The following is a 16,365-nucleotide window of genomic DNA, read 5'->3' on the forward strand; positions in this document are numbered from 1 at the left end:
CGCGGGGTGAGTGCGAGCATCGGGGCTGGCCCGTTCCGGGTGACGAAGTCCACGACGGGCCGCACGACGAGCACGGCGAGGATCCCCGGAACGGGCGTCTCGTACGTGAGCACCAGTTCGAGCCGCCGCCCGGCCCGGAAGTCTGCTGCGCGGGCGTCTCGACCGGCCCGCCCGAAGACCGCGCGTCAGATCATCAGCGACGAGACGTGGCGGGAGTTCCTCGCCGCCGATGGGACAGTCCCCGCGTCGAAGTTCCAGCGTGACTTTGTTCGCGCGGCCGTCGCGCGCGCGACGGGCAAGCGCCCGAGCCTGATGCACTTGACCCTGGGACAGGCCGCGCGCGTGCTGGAGTGTGTCGGGCAGAGCCCGGCGAAGCTGACCGCCGGCGGGCGCGGAGTCCCGGGGATGGAGAAGGCCGGGACATATGCGCAGTGGACTTTGTTCGGGCTGCTGGTGCTGGTGGTGACGGTGTCCTCGCCTGCGGGGTTCCTGCTGGCCGCGGGGATCATCGGGCTGATGTTCCTGTTGCGGAAGCGGCGCCGTGCCCGGCAGGCGTGGGAGGACGCGACCTGGACCGCGAGTCCAGCCGGCGCCATGCAAAGAACCGCGGTTCCACATGTCCAGATTGAGGCACCGGCGAATCACGCCCCGCCCCAGCAGATCGCTTTTGATGCTCAGGCACCAATTTCGCCAGTAACCCGGCCCCGTTCCCCAAGCCAACGGCTGTATCGTGTGTGTCTGGGCCGTTCGGAATGGCCGAACGTCGAAGTTGTGGGCGAGCACGCGTACAGCAAGGCGATCAAAGCCGCGCTCCGCGCCAACGAGGCGCCGACCGCCATAGGGCGCGACGGTGAAGCCGAAGGCGTACCGGTCGAACTCGTGGCCGAGCCGGATAATCCGTATGACGTGAATGCCATTAGCGTTCGTTGGCGGAATCTGGTCCTGGGCTATCTCAGTCGTGAGGACGCGATCCGCTACACGCAACCGCTCAGAAGAATTATTGCCAGCGGGTTCACCGCGGCTACGTCGGCCCGCATCTGGGCGTACGACGCCGGCGATCAGCTCCAGGCCCGGGTAACCGTCGCCCTGCCGGAGCCGGAGCTGATCGCGCCGCTCAACGGGGCCCCGGCGGGCGTGACCACTCTTGTCCCGTGGGGATCAGCGATCCAGGTCCTCAAGGAAGGGGACCATTTCGACGTCCTGTGCAATCACGTGCCACCGGAAGGGGTCGGCCTTCTGCTCGTCAGTCTCCACAAGGCGACCCGCACGCTAAAGAACGGCACGGAGCGTCCATTTGTCGAAGTCCGGCTCGACGGCGAACGGGTCGGTGAGCTCAGCAACGTCACCTCCGCGCATTTGCTGCCGCTTCTCGAGCACACCGAGACCATCGGGGAAACCGCCCTCGCATACGCAAAAATCACCGGTTCGGCCCTCGCTGCCCAGCTCGTTCTGCACGCCGCCAAGGCCACCGAAATCAGTGACGACTGGCTATCCGACAGCCCGCACCCCGCACCAAGGCTCCTACCATGGGCCACGGAATATGACGTCCCGCCCGCTTGCTCCACATAGGACTTACTCGACATAGGAGATGCCGGACACGGATCCCATCAAACAGGACGGATACTCGACGGGAAATCGAAGGTCATGTCGGACTGTCCGGCCCATTCTCCGGTTCGAGGGTGGTGGCTGCGTCGAGTGCGTCGTCGACGACTATGAGGTAGTTCTCCCGGCCCGCGGCCAAGGGGATGGAGTAGTCGCCGTATTTGTTGTAGGCGAGGTCGACGGCGGTGTCGGCGTCGGTGATGTTGAGCCGGCGAAGGAGCCGGGCGATATCGAGGGTGTCCTTGTCGCGCTCGGCGGCGATTTTCATGGCCAGGAGCGTTTCGGTGTCCGCGGCCTGGATCGTGAGCCCGTCGGTTTGTTCCAGGGTCACCCAGGTGGCGTTGTCGGGTATGAAGGCTGCTGCGCTGGAGTTCAGCCAGCCGGGGGAGAGGTCGTAGTCTGCGGCCATTTCCGTGACGACGGCGTTGACCGCGGCGGGGTCCGCGTAACTGGCGTCGATGTCGGCGGTGGGGCGGTTGCCGATTCCTTGGAGAATGAGCGCGGCGCCCCCGACGAGTTTGACGTCACCAAGGACACCTTGGGCCTGCAGGCGCCTGCCGAGTTCGTGGAGGAGGGCGCGGATTTGATCAGCGGTGAGTTCGCCTCCGTTCATGCGGTGGCCAGGCTGCGTTCGCGGATGAAGACGTTGAGTGCGGCGAGTTCGGCGGGTGTTTCGGACATGGTGAGTTTCTTCATGGGTTCCCTGACGCTCCGGAAGGACTCGGCCGGCATCCATGCTTCGTTGAGGGCTTTGACGCGTTTGGTCCAGGACGGTGCGGGTTGCCCGAGCTGGTGCGCGGTGTAGTTGGTGATCCCTGCCAGGGCGGCGGACCAGTGCGGGTCCTTGAGCCGGGGGCTGCGTTGAAGCAGCGGCCGTCCGGCGTTGAGGGATGCTGTGGCGTAGTCGGCGAGCATCTTGATGGCGAACTCGAAGTCCCGCGAGCCGATCAGCTGCGCGAACGTTTCGGCGTAATCCCGCCTCGCCGGGTCGTAGTCTTTGCCGTGGGGGATAGGATCGGTGGCGGTGAGGTTCAATCCAAGGGTGTGGAGGACGGCCATGGTCTTGCCGAGTTCGGCCCGTTCGTGGCCTGCCTCGAGGTCAACGATGAACTTCCGTGAAACACCACTGGCCTCTGCGAGCGACTGTTGTGAAAGACCGCGTTCCTGGCGCCGGGCGCGGATGATCGCACCGGCCGCGGCGGGTGTGTCGATGTTGGTCATGTTCGTCAAACGTCCTCCTTCACCATTCCATTATGGCACCGAATGGTGTCAGCAATGGCATGTCGAAGTTGTTCGTCAACGAACCATATTGCTTGATGCGTTGGTGCTATCGGGCATGGATATGAACCGGTCTCTTCCAGAAGACAGCGTCCGTCAGGCGGGTCAGTCGGCGGACGAGGCGCACGCCCCCAAACCGGACGGTGTCCGTCAAGGGCCCGAGTTGGACCCTCATTGTCACGGCCGTGGTCCTGATGTCAGTGCTGGCTTGGACTTCGTGCTGCGGTACGATGCGGGGTTGTTGAAGCGTCTTGAGGAGGCTTGAGCTCGCGGCTCGGGCCGGCTCCGGAACGGGATGCAGAAAGGAGGCATCGTGGTGGCGAAATCATTAGAGGAACTCTTGACCAGGCGGCCTGTTGACATTGTTGCTGTCGGCGCCCATAAGAAGCACCTGCTCGATGAGGTCCGGGCGTACCGGCTTCGGGAGCTCCGTGAGGCATCCGACCTGACGCAGGTCGAGTTGGCTGCGCGTCTGCACGTCAGTCAGAACAGGTGTCCCGGATCGAGCACGGCGACATTGACCGCGCCCAGGTCGACACGCTGCGAAAGTATGTTGAAGCGGTCGGTGGCCGGCTTCGTATCGAGGTTGAACTCGGCGACGAACGGATCCAGATCGCCTGACCCGGCGACCCGTTCCTGAACCTTTGAACACCTTGGTCCTGTTGGGACCAGTTTAGAAGTGGGAAAGAGGGGGTGTGTACAACATACACACTTTTGCCGTCGGATCGGGCCGTACATCGGTCGGACTGGCTCGGATTGGCTATGTTTTCGGGAGTTCCCTGAGTTTCCGGGGCCCGGAATGCGGTTCGAGTCCCACCTCGGGCACAGCATTCCCCCTCGTCAGAGGGGTTTTTACTTTAAAGTGTGTACAAAGCTTGACAAGTGCCTCTGACGCTGGATTGGCGGGCTGTGGCGTGGTCGCCCCGATGGCCTATGAAGGTGTTTGGGTGGCGGGTCCTGGCTGGTCGGCCCTCCGCCTGCTCTGGGTGGGGTTATCCGGTTCTGTCTGGTTGGTCGTGGATGGCCAACACCTGTTCATGGTTCAGGATTCCGGGTACGACATGATGAAACCGGCTTTGGCTCTGAAGCTTGTTTCGAGGGCTACTCACGGCGGCAAGGGGGAGCCGTGCCTGTCCGCTTGTCCTGCTAAAAGGGGGTGTGGACAGTGTCCACACTTACCTCTGCTTTATGGAAGTGCCTTGAATGTTGCGCCCCTGAGCCGTCAACGTACATGCCGTCAATGCACGTTCGGGCTCGGCGCTACGGATCTCCATGGAGACTGCCCTGGGTGATGTTGACTGCTTGACCTAGCGAGTAGCGAGCGGATGCCCGTGAAAAGATTCTGAGGGGCCCATGGCTTGCCGGAGAGTACGCCGACGACGGCACGCTACGCGGCGATGCCTCGGCCGGACTGTCGGGTGTCGCCGGGATCGGCGAGCAGGCGTCGGCGTCGTTGTTCGCGGTGGCGGTGAACAGCCTATGCACGAGATTCCGCGGACTTTCAAGACCACACAAGCCGTCCGCCGACAACGCGTCGACCCGTGAGCAGAGGCCAGGGGTTCGAATCTCATCCTTCTTACGGCAGCCTCGCTGCGGGAACTCGCTGAACTCGACACACCAGTTTCCGTCGACGGAAACCTCCCGATCGCAGTCTCAACGCCGTAACTTTGGCAACAGCGGCGGTCGATATGATTTCCGCAAGCTGCGCGTCTGACTCTTCACGTAATAGTGAACTGCGGGGCCATGACGCTCTGCTGCACGTATTTTCTCGCGGAGGGACAACGCCCGCAGCCTTCATCAGGGGAGTCCGCCTGGAGGAGGCAGCGCGTCTGCTTTCGTCACACCATCATCGCGATGTTCTGCTTTTTGAGGTCGCACTGCGCCTCGGCTTCGCCAACGCTACGACCTCCACCAGGACTTTCAAACAGGTCCATGGATTGGTGCCCTCTGAGTATCGGGCCGCGGTCGCGAACGTTGATCGGTAGACGGTCGTCGCCGTTGCCAGGTTCTGTCGCGGCAACGGCGACGACTGCTTTTGGTTCTAGCCGCGGTAGGTGCCGAGCTCAGCCAAGGGGATCGTGAGGACCGACGGCCAGTCCATGAAGCGGCCGGTGTCTTCGTCGAGGGCCGTGCCCTCGGGGCTTTCGAAGGCAGCGGCTGCTGCCTCTTCGTTCTCGAAGGTGTATTCCGAGAACGCGGCATAGTCGATTGCGTCCGCGCCGCGGTAACCGTCCTTGAGGATGCGCGTTTGGCGGTAGGACACCAGCCCAGGAAGCCTTTCCGCGAACGGCCTGTGGACTTCCGTGTAGTGCGCGTAGAACTGCTCGAGCGTAATCCCGGGCTTGGGCCGGGTCAGGAACGCGAGCGTGTAGGTCATGTGGTGCTCCTAGGAAGGGAATTCGATTTTGCCCAGCAGGTCCTGGAGGGCCAGGACCTGGCGGGGAAGGTATTCGGCCACGGTGAGGGCGACGACGTCGGCCTCGCCGTGGAGGGCAGCGATGGTCTTTGCGACCGCGTCGCGGGACAGGCCCTGTGGCTCCATGCCGAGGCCGAAGATGACGTCGCTGCTGTCAATGACATCCACGTCCAAGTGGATGGCGACCTTCGAGCATCCTGTGGACTTGAGCCATGCGATGAGGCCGTCCGTTCCCTGGTTGAGCTCGGCGGGCGGGAAGGTGGTGAGCCCCCAGGCTTCGACGTTCGGCAGCTCGTCCTCGGCCCATGAGTGCAGGCCGGCCAATGCCACTCGCGACGGGTGGATGGTTGCGGGAAGCGCCTTGAGCACGTCGGGGTCTCCGTGGCCGATCAGGTGGGAGATCGCCATGGCGTGGTAGCCGTCGTAGTTACTTTCAGGCAAGGTGCAGTCGGGATGGGCGTCGAACCAGACGACGGCAAGATCGGCCCCGTACTTGGCTGCGAGGTGGCTGAACGGGGCGACGCTGACCGAGCATTCCCCGCCGAGGGTGGTGACCCGGTCGGGGTCGGCGTCGCGGAGGATGCCGAGCGCGGACCGGAGCTGGTCGATGACGACTTCGCGTGCAAAGACGCCCCGGTCAGCGCCGAGGGTGGGCGAGTAGGGAGCCACCGGGACGACTTTCGTCCGTTGGCCGGCTGCCTCGGGGACGAGTACGTCCAGGATGCGGGTGCCCACGGAGTAGCCTGTCTGGGCTGTGGGGAGCGGAAGTTCAGGTGCGAGGGTCCCGACGACGTCCGGCGCCGCACCTTGCCATTGCGGCCAGAGCAGGCGGAGGGTGCGCTGTCCTGGGATGTTGTTAGTCATGCCGAGAGGTTTCCTTCCATTGATTCGGTTGACGCGCGGGCCGCGCTGGGCGGCTCGCCGAGTGTGTTGAGCGGGGCCGCCCTGACTGCGTCGAACTCTGTAGAAAGGTCACGACGGCGCATAAAGAGCAGGTAGGAGCACGAGGCGACTGCAAGTCCAACGGCGAAGGCGATGTCCGCGCCTCCAAGTGCCGAGGCGGCGGGGCCGGTGTAGATCGCGGTACTGAAGAAGGGGATCATTGCGAGGAATCCGAGGGCGTAGCTGATCATGCCCTGGATGCCCCAGCGTCCGTAGATCCCGCCGTCGGAGCGCATGATGTCGCTGATCGAGTACACGCCCCGCCGGACGATGTAGTAGTCCGTAAGGTTCACCGCCGTCCAAGGGATGAGGAAGTAGCCGAGGATACTCAAGAACGCGTTGAATGCCGGGAGGAAGTCAGCCGGCAGCAGGAGCGTGGCGCCAATTACGACGACGCCTGCCGCAACCAGCGTGACGGCCCGGACCGCGCCGGACGACTTCAACGGGCGGAATGCCTCGAAGGCGCTCAGGAGGGAGACACTGCCACTGTAGAACGACAGGGAGCACGTGATGAGGCAGGAGATGACGGCGACGGCCATGGACGCGGCGCCAATGCCGAATCCGAACCTGTCGCCCATGTCCCGGATCGCCGCAATAAGGTCGGCTCCCTGGGGCGAGGCGAGCGCAAGTCCGGCGCCGAGGGCTTCGAGCCATACAGCGGAGAGCAGGGTCCCTCCGAAGACAGCGCCGGAGACCGCCCGCCCGCTTGTCTTGAACGGAAGGTAACGCGTGTAGTCCGATACCATCGGCGCGATCGCGATCTGGTACATCGCCGCCGCGCCGAACTGGGCCAGGAACGCGGCTGGCACGAAGGGGCTGTTTTCGATCAGGGAGCCGATCGGGAGCACGACGGCGGCAGCGACGGTAAGGAGCACGAGGTTGGCGAGCGTGATGTAGGAGGCAATCTTCTCGACCCGCAGGAGGAGGCTGTATCCGACGATTGCGAGGACGACCGCGGCTGCGCCGATGACGACGTCGTAGAGGGTTGTCTGGTCGACGGTGACGGCGGAGAGCGAGGAAGAAGCTGTTTGGATGAAGAAAATGGCGAATCCGAATTGGACGATCGTGACGGCCGAGAGGGGGAGGACGGCGCCGCGGGAGCCGAACTGGACCCGGGACTGGATCATCTGTGGCAGGCCCATGTGTGGTCCCTGTGCGCCATGGAAGGCCTGGAACAGGGTGCCGAAGATGCTGCCGACCACCACCGCGATCCATGTCCAGGACAAGCCCAAGCCCATCGCAGGCCCGACTGCTCCTGTGAAAAGCGTGATGAGGGTCGCGTTGACCATGAACCAGAACTGAACCTGTGTGCGGACCGTGCCGTGCCGTTCAGATTCCGGGACGTAGTCGAACGACCGTGATTCGACGATGCTGTCGCGTTGCTGCATGGGAACTCCAAATGATGAAAGCAGTATGCGTGTTGGGGTGATGAAACGCTACGGCTGTCCGGACTCCGCGCCTCGGCAAATCCTGCACGGCTTCCTCGGCAATCCGTGCAGGGCCGTCGGTATAATCGTGAAGATGATCGAGTACCGCGCGCGGTCCGCGGGTGCGTGGGAAGCGCTCTGCATCGAACAATTCCAACTCTGCAGCGTTGACTGGGCCGCTCCGTCCTTCGGAGCAGGCATCCGCGCGACTGCCGACATCCCGGATTTTTCCCTTCACCTTGTGGACTCCGGCCCTTTTGGGGTGTCCCGGAGTCCCGTGCATGCGAGGCGTCACGATTCCGACGACCTGATGGTGGTGTTCCAGGATCACGGTTCGGAAGGCAGGGTGGAGCACCGCGGCGAGCGTGCGGTGCTCGGGCCGGGCGACGCCGTCCTGATTGACACCCGGCGGCCGTACGTCTTCGATTTCCCCGCTCCCGTCAAGCAGACCGTGCTGAAGATCCCGCGCGCGACGGCGGGCAGGCTCGACGCCGAAGCCGGCCGCGTGGTCAGCGCCTTTGGAAGTCCGCTCGGCAAGGTCTTGCGGGTCATCTTCAGGGAATTGGCAGATCTCGACGGCGGAGTGGCCGCGGGCCCGTCGTCCGGCGGGGATGCCGGGATGAGAACAAGCACGCACGCGATCGAAAAAGCTTCGATGACCACTGCAGCAGTCGACCTACTCGCCGCCATCTATGCCGCGGATCCATCACGCAACGCCGGGCTCTTGGGGCACGAGGCACTGCTCAAGTCGGCGCAGGACTTCGTCCGCGCCAGGTTCCATGATCCGCAGCTGAGCCCAATCCTCATCGCCCGGCACCTGAGTGTGTCGCCGAGGCTCGTTGCCCAGATCTTCTCGCGCGCAGGAACCAGCCCGGCGGCCTACATTCGGGATGTCCGCCTCCATGAGGCCGCCCGATTGCTCCAATCCCGGAGTTATCGCGATGCCCCGATCTTCAACATCGGGCTGCGCGTGGGTTTCCCTGAAGCCACGACCTTTACGAGGGCTTTCAAGCGGTTCCACGGCGTGGTCCCGTCCGAGTTCCGGGCGGCAGCAGCCGACGCCCGGACGGCCTGATCCGGAGATAGTAAAACCCTTGACTATCGGTGCTGTGGAGACGTAGTCTCCAACAGACAACTCATTGCGGAGTGGCGTCAGTCCTCCGCGAAAGCCGAATGGAATGGAGGACTCTATGTCCGAATTGTCCGGGAAAGTCGCCGTCATCACGGGAGCAGCACAAGGGATAGGGCTCGGTATCGCGAGCGTCCTTGCAAAGCGCGGCGCCGCCGTCGTCGTCACCGACCTCGACGGCGAGCAAGCCAAGATCGCCGCCGATGAGATCGTGGCAGCCGGCGGGACTGCGATAGCGGTCCAGCATGACGTCAGTGACCTTACCGCGGCCGAAAGGATCATCGAGCGGGCCCGCACGGAGCTCGGTTCGTTCGATATCTGGGTCAATAATGCCGGCGTCGCCATGCAGAAGCCGTACGACCAGGTCACTGAGAGTGATTGGGACTTCATTAACAGCATCAACGCGAAATCGACCTTCTTCGCAGCCCAAGCCGCGGGCCGGGAATTCGCGAAGCAGGGAGCGGGCCGCATCATCAATGTCGCCTCATTCTGTGGCAAGCAGGCGATCGAGGAATACGCCCCCTACAACGCCTCCAAGTTCGCGGCCATTGCGATCACGCAGACCCTTGCGCTTGAGCTGGGTCCGGCCGGGGTAACCGTCAATGCTGTGTGTCCGGGAGTCGTCAAGACGCGACTGTGGGACGGACTCGACCCGGAGCAATGGGCCAAGCAGGAACAGAAGATCCCGCTCCGCCGCGGCCAGACCCCCGAGGACATTGGCGAGGCGGTCGCATTCCTCGCCTCGGACCGGGCGAAGAACATTACGGGGGCCAGCATCCCGGTGACCGGCGGCCTGTCGATCTGGTGAGCGGTGACGTCGTGAGTACTTTGTTTGAGCCGCTGACCATCCGGGGCATGACCACCAGCAACCGCATCGTGATGTCCCCAATGCTCATGTACATGGCAGCCGAGGACGGCATCGCGAGGGACCTGCATCTGGTGCACTACGGCGCAAGGATCCTGGGCGGCGTTGGCCTCGTCATGACCGAAGTGATTGCCGTGTCCCCCGAGGGGCGGATCAGTTCATCGGACCTTGGCCTGTGGGACGACGGGCAGATCGAGGGCCTGGCACGCATTGTCCAGTTCGCGCATGAACACGGCGCGGTGATGGGGGCCCAATTGGCCCACGCCGGCCGGAAGTCGAAGTCCCAGGACCGTGGCGTCGCGCCGTCGGGCATAGCCTACGAAGGCCTCCCGGTCCCCGAGGAATTGGCCATCGCGGACATCGACCGCATTGTCGAAGCGTATGGCCAAGCTGCTCGCCGTGCGGCGTCGGCGGGCTTCGATTGCCTTGAATTGCACGCCGCCCACGGCTATCTCCTGCATGAGTTCCTGTCTCCGATATCGAACCAGCGGACGGACGAATACGGCGGGTCGATCGAGAACCGATCACGCATCGTCCAGCGCATCGTGTCCGGCATCCGCAATGCCGTGCCGGAAAGCATGGCGTTCCTTGTCCGGCTTTCCGCGGAGGATGTGGTGGACGGCGGCCTGACCCGGAAGGAATCGTCCTGGCTCGCTGCGCAACTCGCCGAGCTAGGCGTCGACCTGTTTGATGTCTCGAGTGGAAACGTGGACCCCGGCTACGGCGCCGCCGTGTTCCCGGGCTACCAGGCGAACTACGCCCGGGAATTGAAGGAACAGCTCGGCGTGAAGACGGCGGCCATGGGATCGATCAGCAGCCCCGAGCTTGCCGAGTTCATCGTCTCCAGCGGCGCTGCGGACCTGGTCTTCGTTGGGCGGGCCCTGCTCCGTGATCCGCACTGGGCCTTGAATGCGGCGCGCGTGGCGGGCGTTGAGCCAGCCCTGGCTATTCCCACCTATGCCCGGGCCACCGGCCCGTACGAGCGCGGGTTCTGACGAGCGCGGTTTTCTTCAGGAGCAGCGAACGACGGCGGGAGGCGGCGGGGTGATCCCGGCGCCTCCCGTTGTCGTTGAGGTCAGCCGGCGCCTTCGGCGGGTGTCCACCGACCGTAGGCACGGGCCTCGTTGGGGGCCATCCCGAACTCCCGGCGGAATGCCCGGGTCAGCGTCGGGTAATTGGTCACGCCCCACCGCGCGGCGATATCCGATGCCGTGAGCGTAGCCAGGGCGGGATCCGTCAGGTCGTCGAATATGCGTTGGAGCCGCGCCTGCCGGACATAGGCTCCGGGCGTCGAGTCTGGCCCGAACAAAGTGGCCAGATGGCGGGGCGAAATGCCGTGGGCCTTCGCCACGGATTCCACGCTGAGTCCGGGGTTCGACAGATGGGTGTGGATATAGTCCTGCACGAGGCGCCGCTGGGCCTCATGCGAAACGGACGCGACCGGCACGTTTAGCGCACCTAGCCCGCTGAGGGCACCCCTCAGCAGGTCGAACGCCGCAGCAGCAAGCCCTTCGGCCTCGCCGGAAGGAACTTCCTTCGAGACGAGTTCTGCCGCAAGGGCCGAGAGGTGCCTGATCGCAAGGGAGCTGCCCGGAAGCAGTAGGGTCCGCACCTCGTTGACCTTCGCACCCGCTGCGCGAATGGACGCAGCCGGCAGGAGGAAGACGAATTGGTGGGAGTCCTGGGTCATCTTGACCTCGTAGGGCTCCGAGGGATCAGCGATGGCGGCCGACCCGTTCTCGAGGAGCACTTGGCGATCGGCTTGGCGCATCACTGCGCGGCCCGCGTGCTGGAAAAGGACCAGGATATTGTCCGATGGTTCGATTCGGACCAGCCGTTCGGTCCTCTTGAGGTGATTCGCTCCTACTTGGATTTCGGACAAGCGCATTCCGCGTGGGAGGTCGGTAGTCTTGATCGACCCTTCGAAGTCGGGCGGAGACGCGTTCATCAGGAGCGGGAAATAGGCGTCACTTACGCACTCCTCCCAATCCTCGGGATTGTTGATGCGGAGAGGCTCCATTACTCCATCCTACGTGGGAGTGTCAACCGCGGGTGGCTGGAGTGGCTCCCTGTCATTTCCTGCACGTCACTTACCAATACCTGCACGGCACCCCCATCGAGGCGCTTTCCGATCCAGAATCGTGAACACAGAGTCCGCCCGAATCATCGACCAGGAAATCCCAGCCATGCACAACGTCGTCATGAACATCCCCTCGATCCCGGGGACTACGCAGGATCAATTCGAATCGGTCTGCCCCCGGGTTTTCATATCCCTCGTGGCGTGCCTTCCAGGGCTGGTCCGAGCCGACCACCAGCGGATCGGACCCGGGGAAGACGGGGCCTTCCACGTACTGTCCTCACTGATCTTTCCAAGTGAGTCGGAGGTGCGCTTTGCGCTTTCGTCCATGGAATGGGTGGAGTTGCTCGACGAAACTGCGGACACCCTCGATTGGGACGCCATGCAATGGACTAGTCCCGTCGGCTGACCCAATCAGACTGCGCCGTCCGCCCCAATTTCCTGAGCAGTCCTATCAGCGTCGCGAGATCTTCGCTCTCAAGGGTGCGTGCCCACTTTTGCTCCTGGAGGTTGTTCGCCTGCAGAGACTCCTCAAGCGTGGCTCGCCCTTGCTCCGTGAGGGACAGGACAATTTTGCGTTTGTCCTGCGCGTCGGCGGTCCGCTGGATCAACCCAAGGCCGTCCAGGGTGTTCGTGAGGCTCGAGACTGCCGCGCGACTCATCCCACTTTGCGCAGCGGCGACCTTCGATTCCATTTCGCCGCCCACCCAGATGGTGAACAGTAGGCGGAAGGCGGGCCAGCTGAGTCCGCGTGGGCGGTGCACCGTCGATTCGAGATCGTAGGTGAGGACGTTCGCCACCCGATGGAGCAAAAGGCCAAGGTGCATCGCGTCGGCGTCCGTGGAGGGGAAGCGCTCCTTCGTCAGCCGGACCGCGATGTCCGTCATCGCAAGTGAATCAAGAGCTTCTGCACTCACGGTATCCCTCATGTCCTGAAACTCTAGCAGTCCGGAAATGGCGTGGATGACCCGGCCTCACCGTGGGCCACCCACACGCGCAGCGTCTTAGCTTTCCCGGCGTGACCGGTAAGTCGCTCCCTTGTACTGGCGAGTCCAGTAGTCAATCTCCTCGCCGAGTTCATGGGCGGCGCGCAGCGCGAAATGCGGGTCGCGGATCATTTCCCTGCCCAGCATGACCGCTTCCGCCTGGCCGGAAGCCACGATCGCTTCGGCTTGAGCCGGCGTCGTGATGAGTCCGACGGCAGCGACGGACACCTCGCCGATCTGGCCAATGTGTTCGGCGAGGGGAACCTGGTATCCGGGTTGCACGGAGATGAAGATTCCGTCAAGGATGCCGCCGCTCGAAATGTCGAAGAAGTCCGCTCCGGCCTCCCGGGCCCAGGCGGCGACCGTTGCATTTTGGTGCTCGTCCCACCCTCCATCGACCCAGTCAGTCCCGGAGAATCGGACGAAGAGGGCGAGCTCGTCACCGATCGCGGCCCGGACCGCCTCGACAATCCGGAGGAGGAGCCGCGCCCGGTTCTCGAGGCTGCCACCGTACTGATCGCTACGCTCGTTGCTGAGCGGCGAGAGGAATTGGTGAATGAGGTAGCCATGGGCGGCGTGGATCTCAACGACGTCGAAGCCCGCCTCTTTCGAGCGGCGGGCCGCCGTTGCGAAATCTTCGACCACCTTGTCGATGCCCTGGATGTCCAGTTCCCGGGGCACGTCGAATCCCGGATAGGCCAACGCTGACGGGGCCACCGTCTGCCAGCCACCCTCGGAGGCAGGCTTCGTCGTGCCGCACTTGTCGGTGAACAGCTTGTAATCGGAGCCCTTTCGGCCCGCATGGGAGAGCTGGATGCCTGCCGAGGCGCCTTGGGAATGCACAAATTTCACGATGCGGGCCCACGCTTCAGCCTGCTCCTCGTTCCAGATCCCGGTGTCTTCACTCGTGATCCGTCCCTCCGGGCTCACTGCGGTCGCCTCGGTGAAGATGAGCCCGGCTCCACCGGAAGCAGTCTGGCCAAGGTTCACCAAATGCCAGTCATGGGGCACTCCATCGTGCTCGTCCACCGAGTACTGGCACATGGGGGACACCCAGATCCTGTTGCGGATTTGCGTCTTTCGAATGGTCAACGGCTTGAAAAGGGGTGAATTAGGCACGTGGATCTCTCAGGAATGGGGGGTGATTGATTGCGCTCCTGCGCCCACCCAAAGTAGCGCCGGCAAAAGCAGGTAGTCAAGAGTTTTACTATTTGCCCTTTTCCTCTTGCGCGCACCTTGTCGCGGTTGTACTGTGATCGGCATAACAGTAAAGGCTTTTACTAGTTGCCCGCCCCCGTTCCATCTGGACTAGGTGGAACACCCGGGCAACTGGAGCAATCGATGAGGAGTCAAAGATGACTACTGATGTTCAGCAAACCCCGCTCCCTTCGTGGGGAAGGACAAACGGCTTCGTCGCGTTCGGTGACACGCAGGCAGCCCTCGACGACTCCGCTGTCGCCGACCGGCTGAGGATCCTCGATGCCTTGGACCGGTACGCATGGTCCTATGACGAGCGCAACATCCCGGCACTGGAAAATGGGTTCACCGAGGACGCCGTGTGGGAGGGATCGGTGGCCGGGGAATTCGCAATCGACCCGATCAAAGGGCGCCGGCAGATCTCGGAGTGGCTGCAGGGGCACATGGCGGCCCAGCGGGACCAGCGCCGCCACAACATCCTCAACGTGGTCTTCGTTTCCCAGGAGGAGCGGACGGCTGAGTTGATCGCGTACTTGCTGCTGACGTCGGCCAGCGCCGGCAAGGTGGACGTCGTGACCACCGGCTTCTACCGGGTGAATTTCGCCAAATCGGACACCGGTGCCTGGGAAATCGAGTACATGTTCGGCGGCTTCGACGCACCCTTCTAAACGACGTTCTTAACCGAAAGCCTTCATAGACAATCCGCGCGCGTCCAGCGCCCTGCGGTTTCCACGCTCTACATCGCCACGGCTTCGGCCCGACTGCCGATGCCTTCCTTTAACGACCCCAAAAACCCCACTTATATCGGAAAGAGGCCTCCATGGTCACGCAGGACACTGCCGTCCGTGTCGCGACTGATGCGCTGCGGATTTCGAAGCTATCCAAGACATTTGCCGGTCAGAAGGCTTTGGACAACGTGTCGTTCTCCGTCCCGCGCGGAAACATCACAGCCCTCCTGGGCATGAACGGATCCGGCAAGTCGACCCTCATCAAGGTCCTTGCGGGTGTCTATCAGCCCGACCCTGACGCTGGCCTGACGATCGGCGGCGCGGAGATGGCACTACCGATGACTCCACGCAGCGCCCACGACGCGGGCTTGCGATTCCTTCACCAGGACGTTGGCCTGGTGGACAGCCTCACGATCGCGGACAACTTTGCATTCGTCGATCGATTTCGGGCTCCAGGAGTGTTGGGGCCCATCAGCAAACGCCTTCAGCACGAGCACGTTGCCGCGACACTCGGGAAGTTCGGCATCGAGCTTCATCCAGGGGTGCTCGTCGGCTCTCTCAACCCCACCCTGCGTACCATGGTCGGTCTCGCGAGGGCGTTCCAGGACGAGGAGGAATCAGGCCTGCAGGCATTCGCAAAGAACGTCGTTGTCCTAGACGAACCAACGGCTTCCTTGCCGGTCGAGGAAGTTGACACCATCCTGACCTCACTGGAGGAGCTCAAAGCCAACGGCGGAACCGTGATTTACGTGAGCCACCGCACCGAGGAGGTGAAGCGGATCGCGGACCAGCTCGTGATCCTCCGCGACGGCAAGCTTGTCGCCGATGAGCCGATCGCTGAGATGACCGTGGATGACATCGTGGGCCGCGTCGTGGGCAAGCGACTCGTGAAGGCCGCGATCCCGCGGAAGGGCGAGAGGCAGGGCGACGTGATCCTGAGTGGGCGGGGGATCTCCGGGCAGCGGCTGCAAGGCGTGGACTTTGAGGTCCGTTCCGGCGAAATCGTCGGCGTCGCGGGACTCGTGGGCTGCGGACGGAGCGAGTTGATCCGCATCCTCGCCGGAGCCCAGAAAGCAACTTCTGGACACATGGAGCTGGCCGGGAGCAGCTATACGCCCGATTCACCTGCAGGAGCGATCGCGGCCGGGGTCACCTGCGTTCCACAGGAACGGCGCCGCGAAGGGGCAGTGCTACCGATGACCGTGGAGGAAAACATCACCCTCGGCCGACTCAAGGCGTACAGCCGGAACGGAAGCCTCGACCGACGCAAGGAACGCGAAGGCGTCCTGCGCCTGATCGCACAGTTCTCGGTCAAGCCCGCTGACCCTGTCAAAATGATCGGCTTGCTCTCGGGTGGAAACCAGCAGAAGGTCGTTGTCGCCCGCGCCGCGGGCTTCGGCGGCCGGGTGCTCTTGCTCGATGAGCCCACCCAGGGCGTGGATGCCCTGGCGAAGCAGGAGATCGCCAATATCGTCCGCGAACTGGCAGCCCAAGGCCTCGCTGTAGTGCTGGCCTCAACCGACTTCGAGGAGTTTGTCGGGCTGTGCGACCGCGTCCTTGTCCTCGATCGTGGCCGGCTCGTTGCCGAAGCCGCGGGGGACGACATCAGCGAGGAGTACCTTGCACTCCTTTGCGCCCAGCACGGGTCCGCGCGGGGAACCGCGGCATGAGCCAGGTAACCGCGCCGACCTCCTCAACAGACACACCCCAGAAGGACA

17 protein-coding genes are annotated in these 16,365 nt (G+C 63.5%); 9 read left to right on the top strand and 8 right to left on the bottom strand.

From position 1 onward, the window contains the following. Window positions 1-105 precede the first annotated feature (105 nt). A complete protein-coding gene (locus tag ABCW42_RS08820) occupies window positions 106-1,569 on the top strand; it encodes an HIRAN domain-containing protein (protein WP_423184842.1) in 1,464 nt (487 codons plus the stop codon). 73 nt (window positions 1,570-1,642) lie between these two features. Here ABCW42_RS08820 and ABCW42_RS08825 read toward each other — a convergent pair whose 3' ends face one another. Together ABCW42_RS08825 and ABCW42_RS08830 are read right to left on the bottom strand one after the other, a co-directional pair. Further along, complete coding sequence (locus ABCW42_RS08825) at window positions 1,643-2,215, bottom strand: DUF6036 family nucleotidyltransferase (protein ID WP_423184471.1); 573 nt, start codon at window positions 2,213-2,215, stop codon at window positions 1,643-1,645. After that, window positions 2,212-2,823, bottom strand: coding sequence for a type II toxin-antitoxin system Y4mF family antitoxin (locus ABCW42_RS08830; protein ID WP_423184472.1), 612 nt, complete (start codon window positions 2,821-2,823; stop codon window positions 2,212-2,214). The genes ABCW42_RS08825 and ABCW42_RS08830 overlap by 4 nt, the downstream gene beginning before the upstream one ends. Window positions 2,824-3,372: 549 nt before the next feature. Here ABCW42_RS08830 and ABCW42_RS08835 point away from each other — a divergent pair. Together ABCW42_RS08835 and ABCW42_RS08840 are read left to right on the top strand one after the other, a co-directional pair. Continuing rightward, window positions 3,373-3,501, top strand: a complete 129-nt coding sequence (locus ABCW42_RS08835) for a hypothetical protein (protein WP_423184473.1) — start codon at window positions 3,373-3,375, stop codon at window positions 3,499-3,501. Between the two features lie 1,067 nt (window positions 3,502-4,568). Beyond that, window positions 4,569-4,865: a helix-turn-helix domain-containing protein gene (locus ABCW42_RS08840; protein ID WP_423184474.1), complete on the top strand. Its 297-nt coding sequence runs from the start codon at window positions 4,569-4,571 to the stop codon at window positions 4,863-4,865. Between the two features lie 56 nt (window positions 4,866-4,921). Here ABCW42_RS08840 and ABCW42_RS08845 read toward each other — a convergent pair whose 3' ends face one another. The 3 genes from ABCW42_RS08845 to ABCW42_RS08855 are packed head-to-tail and all read right to left on the bottom strand — an operon-like array spanning window position 4,922 to window position 7,626. After that, window positions 4,922-5,257, bottom strand: a complete 336-nt coding sequence (locus ABCW42_RS08845) for an EthD family reductase (RefSeq protein WP_423184475.1) — start codon at window positions 5,255-5,257, stop codon at window positions 4,922-4,924. Window positions 5,258-5,266: 9 nt separating this feature from the next. Next, window positions 5,267-6,160 (bottom strand): arginase family protein, encoded by an 894-nt coding sequence (locus tag ABCW42_RS08850; protein WP_423184476.1) that lies wholly within the window; start codon window positions 6,158-6,160, stop codon window positions 5,267-5,269. Further along, window positions 6,157-7,626, bottom strand: a complete 1,470-nt coding sequence (locus tag ABCW42_RS08855; protein WP_423184477.1) for a purine-cytosine permease family protein — start codon at window positions 7,624-7,626, stop codon at window positions 6,157-6,159. The genes ABCW42_RS08850 and ABCW42_RS08855 overlap by 4 nt, the downstream gene beginning before the upstream one ends. A 133-nt stretch (window positions 7,627-7,759) precedes the next feature. Between ABCW42_RS08855 and ABCW42_RS08860 the strand changes: the two genes are divergently transcribed. From ABCW42_RS08860 to ABCW42_RS08870, 3 genes are all read left to right on the top strand, one after another. Next, window positions 7,760-8,740, top strand: coding sequence for a helix-turn-helix domain-containing protein (locus tag ABCW42_RS08860; protein WP_423184478.1), 981 nt, complete (start codon window positions 7,760-7,762; stop codon window positions 8,738-8,740). 115 nt (window positions 8,741-8,855) lie between these two features. Then, a complete protein-coding gene (locus tag ABCW42_RS08865; protein WP_423184479.1) occupies window positions 8,856-9,602 on the top strand; it encodes an SDR family NAD(P)-dependent oxidoreductase in 747 nt (248 codons plus the stop codon). 11 nt (window positions 9,603-9,613) lie between these two features. After that, the gene (locus ABCW42_RS08870) at window positions 9,614-10,654 is read left to right on the top strand and encodes an NADH:flavin oxidoreductase/NADH oxidase (protein ID WP_423184480.1); all 1,041 of its coding nucleotides are present in this window, start codon (window positions 9,614-9,616) and stop codon (window positions 10,652-10,654) included. Window positions 10,655-10,734: 80 nt separating this feature from the next. Here ABCW42_RS08870 and ABCW42_RS08875 read toward each other — a convergent pair whose 3' ends face one another. Beyond that, window positions 10,735-11,679 carry a helix-turn-helix domain-containing protein gene (locus ABCW42_RS08875; RefSeq protein WP_423184481.1) on the bottom strand — a complete coding sequence of 315 codons (945 nt, stop codon included), beginning with the start codon at window positions 11,677-11,679 and terminating at the stop codon, window positions 10,735-10,737. A gap of 121 nt (window positions 11,680-11,800) precedes the next feature. Between ABCW42_RS08875 and ABCW42_RS08880 the strand changes: the two genes are divergently transcribed. Then, window positions 11,801-12,145 carry a hypothetical protein gene (locus ABCW42_RS08880; protein WP_423184482.1) on the top strand — a complete coding sequence of 115 codons (345 nt, stop codon included), beginning with the start codon at window positions 11,801-11,803 and terminating at the stop codon, window positions 12,143-12,145. On the opposite strand, the gene ABCW42_RS08885 is transcribed toward ABCW42_RS08880, so the two are convergent. Together ABCW42_RS08885 and ABCW42_RS08890 are read right to left on the bottom strand one after the other, a co-directional pair. Then, on the bottom strand, window positions 12,129-12,653 hold the full coding sequence (locus ABCW42_RS08885; RefSeq protein ID WP_423184483.1) for a MarR family winged helix-turn-helix transcriptional regulator: 525 nt from the start codon (window positions 12,651-12,653) through the stop codon (window positions 12,129-12,131). The genes ABCW42_RS08880 and ABCW42_RS08885 overlap by 17 nt on opposite strands. 87 nt (window positions 12,654-12,740) lie before the next feature. Beyond that, on the bottom strand, window positions 12,741-13,841 hold the full coding sequence (locus tag ABCW42_RS08890) for an NADH:flavin oxidoreductase/NADH oxidase (protein WP_423184484.1): 1,101 nt from the start codon (window positions 13,839-13,841) through the stop codon (window positions 12,741-12,743). Window positions 13,842-14,077: 236 nt separating this feature from the next. Between ABCW42_RS08890 and ABCW42_RS08895 the strand changes: the two genes are divergently transcribed. Both ABCW42_RS08895 and ABCW42_RS08900 read left to right on the top strand, forming a co-directional pair. Further along, window positions 14,078-14,587 carry a nuclear transport factor 2 family protein gene (locus ABCW42_RS08895; protein WP_423184485.1) on the top strand — a complete coding sequence of 170 codons (510 nt, stop codon included), beginning with the start codon at window positions 14,078-14,080 and terminating at the stop codon, window positions 14,585-14,587. A 152-nt stretch (window positions 14,588-14,739) separates the two neighbouring features. Beyond that, complete coding sequence (locus ABCW42_RS08900; protein WP_423184486.1) at window positions 14,740-16,317, top strand: sugar ABC transporter ATP-binding protein; 1,578 nt, start codon at window positions 14,740-14,742, stop codon at window positions 16,315-16,317. The last annotated feature ends 48 nt before the right edge of the window (window positions 16,318-16,365 follow it).

It is taken from the genome of Arthrobacter sp. NyZ413 (assembly GCF_049390645.1).
Classification (GTDB): Bacteria; Actinomycetota; Actinomycetes; order Actinomycetales; family Micrococcaceae; genus Arthrobacter.